This is a genomic window from Rhizobium sp. 05N49, assembly GCF_056396805.1.
Genome location: NZ_JBFTME010000026.1, coordinates 53396 through 68358 on the forward strand (window position 1 = coordinate 53396; position 14963 = coordinate 68358).

Sequence of the window (14963 nt, forward strand, 5' to 3'; positions counted from 1 at the left end):
AGAAATTCACGCGAAATTAGAACCAATATCGGAAGTGGTGTAGCCGAGAAAACTAAATAAAATCACAATCATAAGAGGCCTAAACTTTAAGCGCACGCATGCAAAATAAGCAGTGAAAGTTTCCAAAAGCCACCGTTTCGCGGCGCGGTTGAAAGTCCTAACAGTTAGCTGCGCCAAAAGCCCGAACGCATGCGTAACTGCCCGGTGGAACCAAATCATTTTCAGGGCGTTATTTCTGGTTGAAAATACAACCCATCTGGATGGAGGCGATGATGGGCACATCCGCAATGACAGATCACGATAAAATCCGGGAATGGATCGAAGCCCGCGGCGGCCATCCCGCCCGGATGAAAAGTGGCTTGGTCGGTGTTGATTTCGGCAGGCCGGAAAGCACTGTCGAGAATATTTCCTGGGACGAGTTCTTCAGGGTTTTCGACGCGAGCAGAGATACCTTCCTGCATCACGACGTAAAGATCACCCGCCACTGACCACAGGTCACCAACGACACGCGCTGGACCAAATAAAAAACCGGCACGGAGACCGAGCCGGTTTTTCATGTCTTTCCTTGGGAGGAAAACTCAGTCGACGTTGAAGGCCAACAGCTTTGCCTGGCGGATCGCCGAATTGGCGGTCAACTGGCCCAGCACGAGGTCGTCAACCGCGCCGTCGACATAGAGCAGAGCAATAGCGTCGCCGCCCTGCTTGTCGCGGCCGAGCTGGAAGTTGGCGATGTTGACGCCGGCAGCACCAAGCGTCGTGCCGATGAAGCCGATCATGCCGGGAACGTCGGTATTGGTGATGTAGATCATGTGGCTGCCGACATCGGCGTCGAGGTTGATGCCCTTGATCTGGATGAAGCGTGGCTTGCCGTCGGAGAAGACCGTGCCGGCGATCGAACGCGTCATGGATTCCGTCGTCACCGTCAACTTGATATAGCCGTCGAAGACACCCGACTTGTCGCGCTTGACCTCGGAGAGGATGATGCCCTTTTCCTTGATCATGACTGGCGCCGAAACCATGTTGACGTCGGCCACTTGCGAGCGGATCAGGCCGGCGAGGACCGCGGAGGTCAGCGCGCGGGTGTTCATATTGGCCGTGACGCCGTCGTAAAGGATCTCGATTTCCTTGATCGGCTCTTCCGTGACCTGGCCGACGAAGGCGCCGAGAACATCAGCGAGCCTGATGAACGGCTTCAGGATCGGCGCCTCTTCGGCGGTGATCGACGGCATGTTGATGGCGTTCGAAACCGCACCCCTGACGAGGTAATCGGCCATCTGCTCGGCCACCTGCAGAGCGACGTTCTCCTGCGCTTCCGTGGTCGATGCGCCGAGATGCGGCGTGCAGACGACGTTCGGCAGGCCGAAGAGCGGGCTTTCCTTGGCGGGCTCGACTTCGAACACGTCGAAAGCAGCACCGGCAACATGGCCGGACTTGATCGCATCGGCAAGAGCCGCCTCATCGACGAGACCGCCGCGCGCGCAGTTGATGATCCGAACACCGGGCTTGGTCTTGGCGAGCGCTTCCTTGTTCAGGATGCCGCGCGTCTTGTCCGTCATCGGCACGTGCAGCGTGATGAAATCAGCCTGGGCGAGCAACTCGTCGAGCTCGACCTTGGTGACGCCCATTTCCTCGGCGCGCTCCTTGGAGAGGAACGGGTCATAGGCGATGACGTGCATCTTCAAGCCGATGGCACGAGCGCAGACGATGGAGCCGATATTGCCGGCACCGATGACGCCAAGCGTCTTCCCGGTGATCTCGACACCCATGAACTTCGACTTTTCCCATTTGCCGGCCTGCGTCGAGGTGTCGGCAGCCGGAAGTTGGCGCGCAACCGCAAACATCAGGGCGATTGCATGTTCGGCAGTCGTGATCGAGTTGCCGAACGGGGTGTTCATGACGATGATACCGCGGCGCGATGCAGCCGGGATATCGACGTTGTCGACACCGATACCGGCGCGGCCAACGACCTTGAGGTTCTTGGCGGCTTCGATGATCTTCTCGGTCACCTTGGTGGCGGAACGGATGGCCAGGCCATCATAATTGCCGATGACTTCGAACAGCTTGTCTTTGTCCTTGCCGAGCTGCGGCTGGAAATCGACTTCGACGCCGCGATCACGAAAGATCTGGACGGCGGTTTCCGACAGTTCGTCGGATACGAGAACGCGAGGTGCCATTTGGGCCTCCTTCAAAGAGTTCAGCGATAAACTTGAATTGGGAATGCGGGGCTCCGCCATCAGGCGGAGCCGGATGCGATCACATCAGGCAACAGCCTGGGAAAGCGAAGCCTTCTGCGTCGCAAAAGCCCAGGAAAGCCAGGGCATCAGCTTCTGCATGTCGGCAGTCTCGATCGTGGCACCAGCCCAGATGCGCAGGCCGGACGGAGCATCGCGGTAAGCGCCGATGTCATAAGCGACGCCTTCCTTCTCGAGGAGAGCGACGAGGCCCTTGGCAAAGTTCGCCTGGCCATCGGCATCCAGAGCGGCAACGTCCTTGTCGACGATCTTCAGGCAGATCGAGGTGTTGGATTCGATTTCCGGCTTGACGGCCAGGTTGGCGATCCAGTCGTTGGCAGCGACGAAATCTGCGATCGTCTTCGCATTCGCATCGGCGCGGCCGATCAACGCCTTGAGGCCACCGAGCTGCTTGGCCCAGAGAAGCGCATCGATATAATCCTCGACGCAAAGCATCGAGGGCGTGTTGATCGTTTCGCCCTGGAAGATGCCTTCGATGAGCTTACCACCAGACGTCAGGCGGAAGATCTTCGGCAGCGGCCATGCCGGCTGGTAGGAGACCAGCCGTTCGACGGCACGCGGCGACAGGATGAGAATGCCGTGCGCACCCTCACCGCCCAGAACCTTCTGCCAGGAGAAGGTGACGACATCGAGCTTTGCAAAATCGAGGTTCTGCGCGAAGGCAGCCGAGGTCGCATCGCAGATCGTCAGACCCTTACGGCTGGCGGAAATGAAATCGGCGTTCGGAACGCGCACGCCAGAGGTCGTTCCGTTCCAGGTGAAGACCACGTCACGGTCGAAATCGACGGTGGAAAGGTCGGGAAGTTCGCCGTAACCGGCTTCGATCTTGCGAACGTCCTTCAGCTTGAGCTGCTTGACGACATCGGTGACCCAGCCGGCACCGAAGCTCTCCCAGGCGACCATGTCGACGCCGCGCTCGCCGAGCAGCGACCAGAGCGCCATCTCGACGGCGCCGGTGTCGGAAGCAGGAACGATGCCGATGCGGTAATCCGCGGGCACTTCCAGAATTTCACGGGTGAGATCGATGGCCTGCTTCAGCTTGACCTTGCCGACTTTCGCACGATGCGAACGGCCAAGGGCCGCGTCGGAAAGAGCTTCGAGCGTCCAACCAGGACGTTTCGCGCAGGGGCCAGAAGAAAAATGAGTATTTTGCGGACGCACGTCCGGCTTTGCGGTATTTGCCATATTGCTACCCTTCCAGATAGATGGCTCCTCGTTGGGGAGGAGTGTCCCGCCGCCGTGTTTATGGGCGAAGCCCGTCATAGTCAAGCGAGTGATGTCGTTTCTGGAGGCTATTTTGCCGCAGCAGCGATCACATTTCCGGTTATGCTGCGCCGCTCGCCGCGCGACCGGCTGCGTTGAAGACATTGCTGCCAATGCGGCACGCCATCTCAATATGCACGGCACCAGTGCCTGCATCCGAGTCGAGAAGCAGTTCCGAAGTCATCACAGAGCTCCGCAATAGTCGAAAATTCCATGATCGATCTGCGTCCTGATGGCGCTGAAATAGCCGTGCCGCTCATAGGTGCGCGCATCCGCACCGCCAATACCAACGAGATGGACGGAGAGATGTCCAAGCTTTTTCACAACCTTGCCGGATATGTCGTCGTAGGCCCAGCCATTGGCAAAAACACGATCGATCCAGCCCTTCATCAAGGCAGGCATGGACCACCAATAGACAGGGTAGACCAACACAAGCGCATCGGCGCGATCGATCCTTGCCTGCTCGACGGCGACATCGGCAGGTGCCTCGACTTTCCGGCGATGAGCCGCGATATCGGCTTCGTTGAATCTCGGATCGAAAGCCTCTTCCGTCAGGTCCGCAATTTCGAAGGAGTTACCGGCATCGAACATCGTTATGCCTTCGGCTATCCCTGCGGCAATGGCATGACTGAGAGAGTGGGAATCGGGATGGGCGAGAACGATCAGTGCATGCATCTCGAAAGCTCCTGATTGCGATTGCGGTCAAAGCGGATCGCTTATATACTTTTCGTAAGCTACCTTTGGTAAGTTACTTTTCGTAGGTTACAATGTCAAGCGCCGACAACGACCCCGACCACGCCCTTCTCCGCCCGCGTCGCCGGCTTTCGAGAGAAGACCGTCATCGCCAACTCCTGGATGTCTCGTGGCGATTGATCAGGGAAGAAGGCACCGAGGCGCTGACACTGGGGCGACTGGCCGAGCAAGCCGGCGTCGCCAAGCCTGTCGTCTATGATCATTTCGGCACCCGGCCGCGACTGCTTGCGGAACTTTACCGTGAATTCGATGATCGGCAGACGGCGCTGATGGATACTGCGTTGCGCGAAAGCGGGCCGGCGCTGAGCGACAAGGCCAAGGTCATGGCGGCTTCGTATATTGATTGCGTTCTCACGCAGGGGCGTGAAATTCCCGACGTCATTGCCGCTCTGGCAAGTTCACCGGAGCTGGAAAAGGTCAAGCACGAGTGCCAGGTGGTTTTCATGAACCAATGCAGATCCGTACTTGCTCCTTTCGTCGGCGCAGGGACGATCGCCGCAGCCAGCCTTTGGGCAATGCTGGGCGCTGCCGAAACTCTCTCCTATGCTGCGGCAACCGGCGAGATCACTGCCAGACAGGCTGAAAGCGAACTTTTCGAAACCATTCTGGCAATGGTGGCCAGAAACGTCAGCTGAAACGAAAAAGCCGCCCTTGCGGACGGCTTTCGATAATTCTTGAAATTGGCCTTACTTGTAGACTGGCTGCTGCAGCGGAATTGCCGGCGGCTCATAGGCGACCGGCTGGGCGCAGCCGCCGAAGAGGTAACGAGCACCGACGCGAGCTTCGTGGACGTTGACGCCACGGTCGCGGCCCGGGCCGCCGTTTTCGTTATAACCGAACATGTTGCCGCCATTGATATGCAGATAGCGGTAACCGACATCGGCCTTGACGTTGCAGGTCACGTCGATCGACGCACCGGCCATGAGGGCGTAGCTGAAGCGCCAGCCACCACGACCGCCATGATCGACTTCGTCATCGCAACCGCTGCCGTCATCGGCGCAGGCGACATTATGAAGATCCTTCCACTTAACGTAGGAACCACCGATACCGGCGCCGACATAGGGCGTGAAGTAGGCGTAGGTGCCGAGATCGACGTAAGCGTTGGCGAGCAGTGTATAGGCCGTCATCGACGATACATCTGTAGAAGTACATGCAACCACGCAGGCACCGAAGGCAGCGCCGCCACCAACCGTCGAACCGCGGAAGTCCGACTTTGTGAGGTAGTCAAAGGTCAAATCAGTGCGCAGATAGTTGTTGATCTGATAACCGACACCACCACCGATCATCCAGGCATCGTCGAGGTCGGCGTCATCGAAATCCGCTTCCAGAGCATTGCTTCCCTGGAAGAAAGTCGCACCACGAAGATCGGTAAAGGCATAACCGATATCACCGCGCAGATACCAGCCGGTCGATTCGGTCACCGCGACTTCCGGCGGCTGTTCCGGGACGGGTTCGACCGGAGCAAGATCGGCAGAATAGGCATTCGACGCGATCAACAGCGCGGCGAAGATACCGGACAAAGTTCGTTTCATGGATTCACTCCAGTCGGTTGCGTCGGCGCAGGCCGCCAAAACGGATATGCTTTTTATGGATAATGAATCGGAAACGTTAAAAGCTGCTTAACCATAAGAAGTAATGTGAATATTCGGCGCAGAACGCGTCTCGAAAAGTAAATGTCGGCCATCTGCCTGTTTCGACTTCCTGGATCGGAAGGATGCTGAACTAAAACCCCCGCGACCTTCACATTCACGAACGGCAGATGCGCAAAGACCAGGCCAAACGCATCACCCATGTTCTTCCGGCATTGAACCCACTAAGACAGATCGAAGATTTTTCCGCAGGATCAGCCAGCAAATGCAGAACAACAGGCAAGCCGCCGACATCATTCCCGACCTCTATGAACGACACGCCAAGCTCTGGGATAGCAGTCGTGGCAAAACTCTTTTTGAACGGAGCTGGCTTGATCGCTTCACAGCACTGATTCCGCAAGGCGGGTCGATCGTCGATATCGGATGCGGTTCCGGCGAACCCCTCGCGCGGCATTTCATCGAAAACGGCTATGCCGTGACCGGCATCGATTCGTCACCGAGCCTGATCGACATGTGCAAGGCGCGCTTTCCAAACGCCGATTGGCAGGTCGCGGACATGCGCCATCTTTCGCTTGGCAGAAATTTCGATGGGCTCATCGCCTGGGACAGCTTCTTCCACCTGACTTTCGAAGGCCAGCGGCGCATGTTCGCACTGTTTCGCGCGCATTCGAAACCGGGAACGGCGCTGATGTTCACCAGCGGTCCCGCGCATGGCGAAGCGATGGGCGTCTTCGTCGGCGAGCCCCTCTATCATAGTAGCCTCAGCCCGGACGAATATCGGAGCCTGCTTGCGGAACACGGCTTTGAGATTGTCGCCCACAAGGCTGAAGACCCGGCCTGCGGCAACCACACGGTCTGGCTGGCTCAACAGCAATAGAACCGGTGCAATAGACCGGCGGCAACAAAAAAGCCGGCAACGAGGCCGGCTTCTAGCTTTTCCTGCGGCGTCGCTTTCAGGCGGCGTTGCGCACGCTCGAAATCGTGCCGATCAAATCGTTGACGATACGCTCGATCTGCGCGCGGTCGTCGCCTTCTGCCATGACGCGGATCAGCGGCTCCGTGCCGGAGGGGCGGATGACGAGGCGGCCGTTCTTGGAAAGCTCGGCCTCCGCATCGGCAATTGCCTTCACCACCTGCAGATCCTCCAGCGGCTTGCCGCCGGAAATGCGGACATTGCGCAGAAGCTGCGGCACCGGCTCGAACCGGCGGCAGACTTCGCTGACTGTCTTGCCGGTGCGCTTGACCGCGGCAAGGATCTGCAACGCAGCAACGAGACCGTCACCGGTCGTGCCATAGTCGGAAAGCACGATGTGGCCGGACTGCTCGCCGCCGACATTGTAATTGTGCTGACGCATATGCTCGACGACATAGCGGTCGCCGACCTTCGTTCGGGCAAGGCCGAGACCCTTGTCCTCGAGGAAGCGCTCGAGACCGAGATTGGACATGACGGTCGCAACAATGCCGCTGCCGCGCAGCTGCTGGCTCTCGGCCCAGCTTTCGGCGATGACGGCCATCAACTGATCGCCATCGACGATCGAGCCGTTCTCATCAACGATGATGACACGGTCCGCATCGCCGTCGAGCGCAATGCCGATATCGGCGCGCACTTCGTCAACCTTCTTCTGCAGGGCGACCGGGTTGGTAGAACCGCAGTTCAGGTTGATGTTCGTACCGTTCGGATCGTTGCCGATCGTCACCACGTCGGCGCCGAGCTCCCAGAGAACGGCAGGCGCGACCTTGTAGGCTGCACCGTTGGCGCAGTCGACGGCAACGCGCAGACCCTGCAAGGTCACATCGCGCGGCAAGGTGCGTTTGACGTGCTCGAGATAGCGATAGATATCGCCATCGACGCGCTTGGCTCGGCCGATTTCTTCGGCCTTGGCGAGCTGCCCCGATAGATCCTTGTCGAGCAAGTCCTCGATCTGCGCTTCGATATCATCGGAGAGCTTGTAACCATCAGGACCGAAAAGCTTGATACCGTTATCCTGGAACGGATTGTGCGAAGCCGAAATCATCACCCCGATATCGCAGCGCAATGAGCGCGTCAGCATGGCAACCGCTGGCGTCGGGATAGGACCGAGCAGGAAGACGTCCAATCCAGCCGCGGTGAAGCCGGCCACGAGGGCGTTCTCCAGCATGTATCCCGAGAGGCGCGTGTCCTTGCCGATCACCACACGATGACGGTGGGCGCCGTTGCGAAAAATTGTCCCTGCAGCAATGCCGACCCGCATTGCAAGGTCCGGTGTCATGGGGAAGATGTTGGCTTCGCCTCGAATGCCGTCCGTCCCAAAATAGCGTCTTTTCATATGCACTCCTGCGCTTTCCGCGCGCCGTGGAAGCTCATGCATTCTCAAGCAAGAACCTGGATCCAAAGATTGGTGTTGGACCTGAAACCTTGATCCAAGTTCGTCTTTAGTCAGCGGAATGCCACAAAACCGCGTACCCGGCACGTAAATTACCAAGAAAACTGATTATATCCTGTTACTAATATTAAAAGGGCCGGATTCCCTGTGGAAATCCGGCCTTTTAGGAAAAATCCTGTTCAAATTCAGTGGGGCTGCGGTTCCAGCCCGCCCTCGGGTTCATCACCCTTGGAAGCTGGGCGCACACCGGCCTTCGGAACAGCCGAACCGCGGCTCGGAGGCGAATCATCGCCAAGATCGCGCGCCGGCTTTTCGCCACGGATCAGCGCCTTGATCTCCTCGCCGGTCAGCGTCTCGTATTCGAGCAAGCCTTCGGCAAGAGCCACGAACTCGTCGTGCTTTTCGGTCAGGATGTCCCTGGCCTGCCGATAGGCCTGGTCGATCAGACGGCGCACTTCGTTGTCGATCTTCTGCGCGGTCGCTTCAGAAACGTTCTTCGACTGCGAAACCGAATGCCCTAGGAAGACCTCCTGCTGGTTTTCGCCATAGGCAACCTGGCCGAGCTCGTCCGAGAAGCCCCACTGGGTCACCATCGCACGGGCAAGCTTGGTCGCCTGCTCGATGTCGGACGAAGCACCAGACGTGATGTTCTCCTTGCCGAACGTCAGTTCTTCGGCAACGCGACCGCCCATCATGATGCACAGGCGCGAGATCATCCACTTGTAGCTCATCGAGTAGCGGTCGCCCTCGGGAAGCTGCATGACCATGCCGAGTGCACGGCCGCGCGGAATGATCGTTGCCTTGTGCAGCGGATCGGCGACGGCGACGTTCAACGCGGTAATCGCGTGACCGGCCTCGTGATAGGCGGTGAGCTTCTTTTCCGCCTCGGTCATGGCCGAAGAGCGGCGCTCGGCGCCCATCATGATCTTGTCCTTGGCGTCTTCGAATTCCTGCATGGTGACGACACGCTTGTTGCGGCGCGCAGCCATCAGGGCAGCTTCGTTGACGAGGTTCATCAGGTCGGCACCGGAGAAACCGGGCGTACCGCGAGCCAGAACCTTGAGATCGACATTCGGCGCCAGCGGAACATTGCGGGCATGAACCTTGAGGATACGCTCACGGCCGACGATGTCTGGGTTCGGAACGACGACCTGGCGGTCGAAACGGCCCGGACGCAAGAGTGCCGGATCGAGAACATCGGGACGGTTGGTCGCAGCGATCAGGATGATGCCTTCATTGGCTTCGAAGCCGTCCATCTCGACGAGAAGCTGGTTCAGCGTCTGTTCGCGTTCATCGTTACCGCCGCCGAGACCGGCGCCACGATGGCGACCGACGGCATCGATTTCGTCGATGAAGATGATGCAGGGCGCATTCTTCTTGGCCTGCTCGAACATGTCGCGGACGCGGCTTGCACCGACACCGACAAACATTTCAACGAAGTCAGAACCGGAAATGGTGAAGAACGGAACATTGGCTTCGCCGGCGACAGAGCGGGCAAGCAAGGTCTTACCAGTACCCGGAGGGCCGACGAGCAGCACGCCGCGCGGGATCTTGCCGCCTAGACGCTGGAACTTCTGCGGGTCGCGCAGAAATTCTACGATTTCTTCCAGGTCCTGCTTGGCTTCGTCAACACCGGCGACGTCATCAAAGGTTACACGACCATGCGCTTCGGTCAGAAGCTTGGCCTTAGACTTGCCGAAGCCCATCGCGCCGCGCGAACCGCCCTGCATCTGCCGCATGAAGAACAGCCAGACGCCGAGGATCAGGAGCATCGGCAGCAACGTTCCCAAATAGCTCAGGAAGCCGGAGGAACCATCGGTTTCCGGGCGCGCAGTGACGGCGACATTCTTGGACTGCAGGCGATCCAGCAGACTATCGTCGATGACAGGCGAATAGGTCTGGAAGGTATTGTTGTTTTCCAGATATGTTCCGGTCAGCCTGTTGCCGGTGACCACGACATCCTTCACGCGACCCGCATCGACCTCACGCAGGAACTGCGAATAAGGGACTTCACGCGAACCCGTCTGCGCCGGAGCCGTCTGGAACATACTGAAGAGGGCGATCAGCAGAAGCGCTATGATCGCCCACAAGGCGAAATTACGTAAGTTAGGGTTCATTGAACTCCCCAGCACTGGAACAGTCGCCTCATGGCGGCCGTCATATTTGGTCTCTAACATAGGGTTGCGCCAAGCCATTGCCAAGGCGATCCACTCTGTCAGATCGTTTTTCCGTCAATACTTCTTAAAGGCGGCTCCGCATAGGGCGCCCTCGAGAAAACTGCCGAAAGCCTGTCGGCAAAGGTGAAGTCAAATCGTGTCAAAAAGCGGTCGAAGGGGGCAAAATGCGGCGTCACCTCGACCAACCTGCCAAATTCCGCCGATAGAGGCGCGCAGTGGGCCGATAAGGCCGGCGCTGAAGCCATTGCTCGCTTCCATGCACCCTTGGGAAACCGTGTGGAACTGCCTTCGTCGATGTCGATGGCGTGAGCCGCATCGACATGAACGACGGCTGTCGACCCATTGCGCACAAAAAACCGGCCGTCCCAGACCCCGGTCTCTCCTGGCTGAAGCTTGAGGGGCAGGATCCCCCGGCTCTCTCGCGCCAGATAAAGCCCGTCACGCCTGAGATCGAATACCACCCTGCCAACGGTCATTCGCCCGGGCTTGCCATTGGCCGCGAATGCAAGAAGCCGCTCCATCTGCACCCTCCCCGGCACGAATGGCTGGCCACCGAAAACTGCCGTCAGACGGCCGAGTGTATAGGCGAAAACGGCAGGATCTTGTCTCAATCCGTCGGGTATCACCTGTCCGAGCAAGCCGCCATGAAGCCGGAAATAGCTGTCCAGCCATTCAGCTCCGCTGGACGAATATGCCAGCCGCCGTTGCGCAGCAGCGCCGACGTCCGTTTCTGCGCCCGTATTCAGCGAAAGTTGCCGGCGCGTCTGCACGCGCTCGTATTTCATATCCTCGTTGCTGGGATCGTCTATCCAGCGCACGCCGCGCGTGCTGAGGAAGCGACGGATATCGGCCCGGCTGGAGAAGAGAAGCGGCCGCAGGATCCAGAAGCGCCGGTCAAAGAGCACAGCATCCGCAATGCCGGTCGAAAGCTGCTCGGCTCGCTTGCCCTGCATCTCCAGCGTTTCGCGTTGATCGTCGGCTGTATGTCCGGTGACGATGAGATCGGCTCCAAGCGCTTCCGCCGCCTCGGCCAGCAGGCCGTAGCGCGCCTCACGTGCGGCGGCCATGATGCCGGTCTTCGGTTTTTCGCCTTGCCAGACCACGGTGTTGTGCGGAATGCCAAGTGACCCACAGAGGGYTGCGACGTCGCGCGCCTCATCTGCAGATCCGTTGCGCAACGCATGATCGACGGTCGCAGCAAAAAGGGAAATTCGAGCGTTGGGTGTGGCCTTCAGCACCTCGGAGAGCAGAAGAAGCAGGCCGGTAGAATCGCTGCCCCCTGAGATCGCGACAAGAATGCGCGCGGGCGTCTTCAGCGAAGTGAGGAAACGGCCAATTGCCGCTTCGGGAGACATCAGGTCCTCCGGAAACAAGCCGGAAGACCTTAGCAGGCGAGACGCTTCTGTTCGCTCGCGACCTTATTTATGACGGCGCGGGATGCCTTCGGGTACCGCTTGCTGACTTCGCGGAGCGTCGCACAGGCAGTATCGGTATTGTCGAGTGCGGCAAGCGACATGCCGAGCTTCAGCAACATCTCAGGCGCCTTCTCGGATGTGCCATATTTCTGATGGGCGTTCAGGAAGGTCTTCGCAGATTCGTTGAACTTGCCCTGCGAATAAAGCGCCTCGCCGAGCCAGAAATTGGCATCCGCAGCCCGCGAGCTGTTCGGATAACGGGAAATATACTGCGTAAATTCCTGCTCAGCCGTGCCATAGTCGCCGGAAAGCACATGGCCATAGGCAGCCCTGTACTGATCGCCCTCGCTGCCGAGCGAAGCAGTCTGCTGCGGCGCCCCGGCATCCGGCAGCGGCGCGGAACCGACAGTCGCATTCTTGTTCATGGTATTGCCCATAGGATTGCCGTTCTGGTCGAAATCCATGGAGCCGAGCTCACGCGGCGGCTGGCCGAGGCCTTCATTGGCGGGTACGTCGGTGGAGGGAGCCGTTTCGGCTCCCTGTGGGGCTTGAATGACCTTGGCGATATCGTCGCCCCCACCTGATGCCGGAGGAGCAACGTCTGCTTCGCTCTTCTTCACCGGCGTCTTGGCCGCACCGCCACCACTTGCACCGCCGCCCGTCTTTTCAAGCTGCTGGAAGCGGAATTCATTGTCTTCCTGCTGCTTGCGGATCGTCTCCTGCATCTGGAGGAGCTGAAAGCTCATTTCCTCGATACGGCCGTTCAGCTGCCGCATCTGGTCTTCCATCTGCTGGATGCGGACTTCCGCTCCGCTGCTCTGCACGTTGACGACCGGCGCTGCCGGCTGGCTCTGTTCTGCGGATTGGCCGCCGATGTGCAAGCCGAAGAACGAAGCGGAATACGCCGCTCGTTCGCTCCCGGTCACGGCCGCAAGGCACAGCATGCCTGCGACGACTAGTTTCTTCATTTGTATCGTCCTGTCCCAGTGATTCTTCGCGCCCCGATGGCACGAACAGGAGATTTTTCCAATTGCTTTCAAAAAGCAACGGAGTCTGGCCAAAGTGTGGTCAAAAAGAAAAGGCGGCCCGCAAGAGGCCGCCTCGTCAAATTCCGGCTTTGGCCGTGAATTACATGCCTGCGCCACCGAGAACGGTGACCGCACGGCGGTTCTGCGACCAGCAGGAAATATCATCGCAGACAGCAACCGGACGTTCCTTGCCGTAGGAGATCGTCTTCAGGCGCTGGGCCGGAACGCCGCGCGAGGCGAGATAATCCTTGGTGGCTGCAGCGCGGCGAGCGCCGAGAGCAAGGTTATATTCGCGCGTACCACGTTCGTCGGCATGACCTTCGACCGTAACCTGGTAGTTCGGATAACGACCGAGCCACTGTGCCTGACGGTCGAGCGTCTGGGCAGCATCGGCGCGGATCGACGTGGAGTCGGTGTCGAAAAAGATGCGGTCGCCGACATTGACCGTGAAGTCCTGAGCGGAGCCCGGCGTTGCTGCGCCGGCACCGAGGCCGAGTTCACCGGCGCTGTTCGGCACGCCATTCTTCTTGTTGGCGCAGCTCGCAAGAGCGAGCCCGGCAACAAGTGCGATCATGACGGGGTTGCGGGCGAAATTCTGCATGCGGCTCATTGCCGGGGTGTGAATTCGGCTCATGGCCGGGTCTCCTTGCGACTTCAATCAGGGTTTCCGGACAGTAACCGCACTCGGTTAACCGGCCATCAAAGATTATGGTTAACGATTCGTTGATTTGTCCCTGCATCGCCCATTTTCAGGACTTTGCGGCGACATGAAGGCGAATTTCCGCTCGTCCACTACTCAAGAAGCGGCGACCAGGCCGGGTCCGAACCATAGGCCGGTGTCTTGATCGCCTGCTCATTGTAGCCCGTCAGGTCGATCGAATAGAGCTGCGGGCCACCCGCACCTGCTGCCTGACGGAAGAACATTATGACGCGACCATTCGGCGCCCAGGTCGGACCTTCATTGTGGAAACCCGTGGTCAGGATACGTTCACCCGAACCATCCGGCTTCATGACGCCGATCGAGAATTTGCCGCCCGACTGCTTGGTGAAAGCGATCAGATCGCCGCGTGGCGACCAGACCGGCGTCGAGTACCTGCCGTCACCGAAGGAGATTCGGGTCTGGCCCGAACCATCGGCATTCATGACGTAGATCTGCGACTGTCCGCCGCGGTCACTTTCGAAGGCGATGCGATTGCCGTCGGGCGAATAGGAGGGCGAAGTGTCGATCGCGGCCGTCGATGTCAGGCGGGTCGTCGTACGCGAACGCAGATCCATCGTGTAGATGTTCGAGTTGCCTTCCTGCTGCAGGCTCATGATGACCTTCTGGCCATCGGGAGAGAAGCGCGGCGAGAAGGTCATGCCCGGGAAGTTGCCGACCACTTCGCGCTGCCCGGTTTCAAGCTGCAGCAGATAGACGCGCGGCTGCTGGTTTGCGAAGGACATGTAGGTCACTTCCTGCCGGCTTGGCGAGAAGCGCGGCGTCAGAACGAGGTCGCTGCCGTCAGTCAGCATGCGCACGTTGAAGCCATCCTGGTCCATGATGGCAAGCTGGCGCTTGCGCTGTTGCTTGGTGCCGGATTCCGAAACGAAAACGACACGCGTATCGAAATACCCCTCCTCGCCGGTGATCTGCTTGTAGATCGCATCTGCGATGATGTGGGCGACACGACGCCAATTCTCCGGCTGCGTGTAGAACTGCTGGCCAGTCATCTGCTGACCGGCGAACGTGTCCCACAGACGGAACTCGGCGCGAAGACGGCCATCCGCTTCCTGGGTAACGCGACCGGTGACCAATGCCTGAGCATTGATGACCTTCCAGTCCTCGAAACGCGGCGAGGCGTCCGGATTGGAAATCTTCTCGATGAAGGCGGATTTGTTAATGGGCGCAAACAAACCGGAGCGCTGGAGATCGGCAGCGATGACTTGCGAGACTTGCGCACCCATATCGCCCTGAAGGAAATCCGTCACGGCAATCGGCAGCGGCTGGATGTTACCCTTGTTGATGTTGATCTCGACACGCGCAATCGCTGGAGTCGTGAAGGCGGCGACTCCAACTAGGCCGGCAACGACCATCAGGGCGCGAATGAGGGAACACTTGACCATATCAAACAAGCCTTTCAGCA

General features: G+C 59.0%; 12 protein-coding genes and 1 pseudogene. 3 read left to right on the forward strand and 10 right to left on the reverse strand.

The annotated features are described in order from the left end of the window. Positions 1-269: 269 nt before the first annotated feature. Positions 270-488, forward strand: a complete 219-nt coding sequence (locus AC1DF8_RS32120) for a hypothetical protein (RefSeq protein WP_478156669.1) — start codon at positions 270-272, stop codon at positions 486-488. Between the two features lie 90 nt (positions 489-578). Here AC1DF8_RS32120 and serA read toward each other — a convergent pair whose 3' ends face one another. The 3 genes and pseudogenes from serA to AC1DF8_RS32135 all read right to left on the reverse strand — a co-directional run bounded on the left by serA (position 579) and on the right by AC1DF8_RS32135 (position 4190). After that, the gene (gene serA / locus AC1DF8_RS32125) at positions 579-2174 is read right to left on the reverse strand and encodes a phosphoglycerate dehydrogenase (protein WP_029869124.1); all 1596 of its coding nucleotides are present in this window, start codon (positions 2172-2174) and stop codon (positions 579-581) included. 84 nt (positions 2175-2258) lie between these two features. Beyond that, complete coding sequence (locus AC1DF8_RS32130; RefSeq protein ID WP_478156671.1) at positions 2259-3437, reverse strand: phosphoserine transaminase; 1179 nt, start codon at positions 3435-3437, stop codon at positions 2259-2261. A gap of 139 nt (positions 3438-3576) precedes the next feature. After that, positions 3577-4190, reverse strand: a pseudogene (locus tag AC1DF8_RS32135) (NAD(P)H-dependent oxidoreductase). Positions 4191-4282: 92 nt separating this feature from the next. On the opposite strand from AC1DF8_RS32135, the gene AC1DF8_RS32140 reads away from it, so the two are divergent. Continuing rightward, positions 4283-4903 (forward strand): TetR/AcrR family transcriptional regulator, encoded by a 621-nt coding sequence (locus tag AC1DF8_RS32140; protein ID WP_478156673.1) that lies wholly within the window; start codon positions 4283-4285, stop codon positions 4901-4903. Positions 4904-4954: 51 nt separating this feature from the next. On the opposite strand, the gene AC1DF8_RS32145 is transcribed toward AC1DF8_RS32140, so the two are convergent. Then, a complete protein-coding gene (locus AC1DF8_RS32145) occupies positions 4955-5800 on the reverse strand; it encodes an outer membrane protein (protein WP_029869203.1) in 846 nt (281 codons plus the stop codon). 322 nt (positions 5801-6122) lie between these two features. Between AC1DF8_RS32145 and AC1DF8_RS32150 the strand changes: the two genes are divergently transcribed. After that, entirely contained in the window at positions 6123-6734 is a 612-nt protein-coding gene (locus tag AC1DF8_RS32150) for a class I SAM-dependent DNA methyltransferase (protein WP_478156675.1), read from the forward strand. Positions 6735-6810: 76 nt separating this feature from the next. Here the strand turns inward: AC1DF8_RS32150 and glmM are convergent, their stop codons facing one another. From glmM to tolB, 6 genes are all read right to left on the reverse strand, one after another. Next, positions 6811-8163: a phosphoglucosamine mutase gene (glmM, locus tag AC1DF8_RS32155; RefSeq protein WP_029869038.1), complete on the reverse strand. Its 1353-nt coding sequence runs from the start codon at positions 8161-8163 to the stop codon at positions 6811-6813. Between the two features lie 242 nt (positions 8164-8405). Further along, positions 8406-10337, reverse strand: a complete 1932-nt coding sequence (gene ftsH, locus AC1DF8_RS32160; protein ID WP_029869039.1) for an ATP-dependent zinc metalloprotease FtsH — start codon at positions 10335-10337, stop codon at positions 8406-8408. 98 nt (positions 10338-10435) lie between these two features. Next, complete coding sequence (tilS, locus tag AC1DF8_RS32165; protein WP_478156678.1) at positions 10436-11752, reverse strand: tRNA lysidine(34) synthetase TilS; 1317 nt, start codon at positions 11750-11752, stop codon at positions 10436-10438. A gap of 29 nt (positions 11753-11781) precedes the next feature. Next, positions 11782-12780 (reverse strand): tol-pal system protein YbgF, encoded by a 999-nt coding sequence (ybgF, locus tag AC1DF8_RS32170; RefSeq protein ID WP_112546070.1) that lies wholly within the window; start codon positions 12778-12780, stop codon positions 11782-11784. Between the two features lie 160 nt (positions 12781-12940). Continuing rightward, a complete protein-coding gene (pal, locus tag AC1DF8_RS32175; RefSeq protein WP_113117433.1) occupies positions 12941-13474 on the reverse strand; it encodes a peptidoglycan-associated lipoprotein Pal in 534 nt (177 codons plus the stop codon). 158 nt (positions 13475-13632) lie between these two features. Next, positions 13633-14943 carry a Tol-Pal system beta propeller repeat protein TolB gene (gene tolB, locus AC1DF8_RS32180; RefSeq protein WP_112972067.1) on the reverse strand — a complete coding sequence of 437 codons (1311 nt, stop codon included), beginning with the start codon at positions 14941-14943 and terminating at the stop codon, positions 13633-13635. Positions 14944-14963 lie beyond the last annotated feature (20 nt).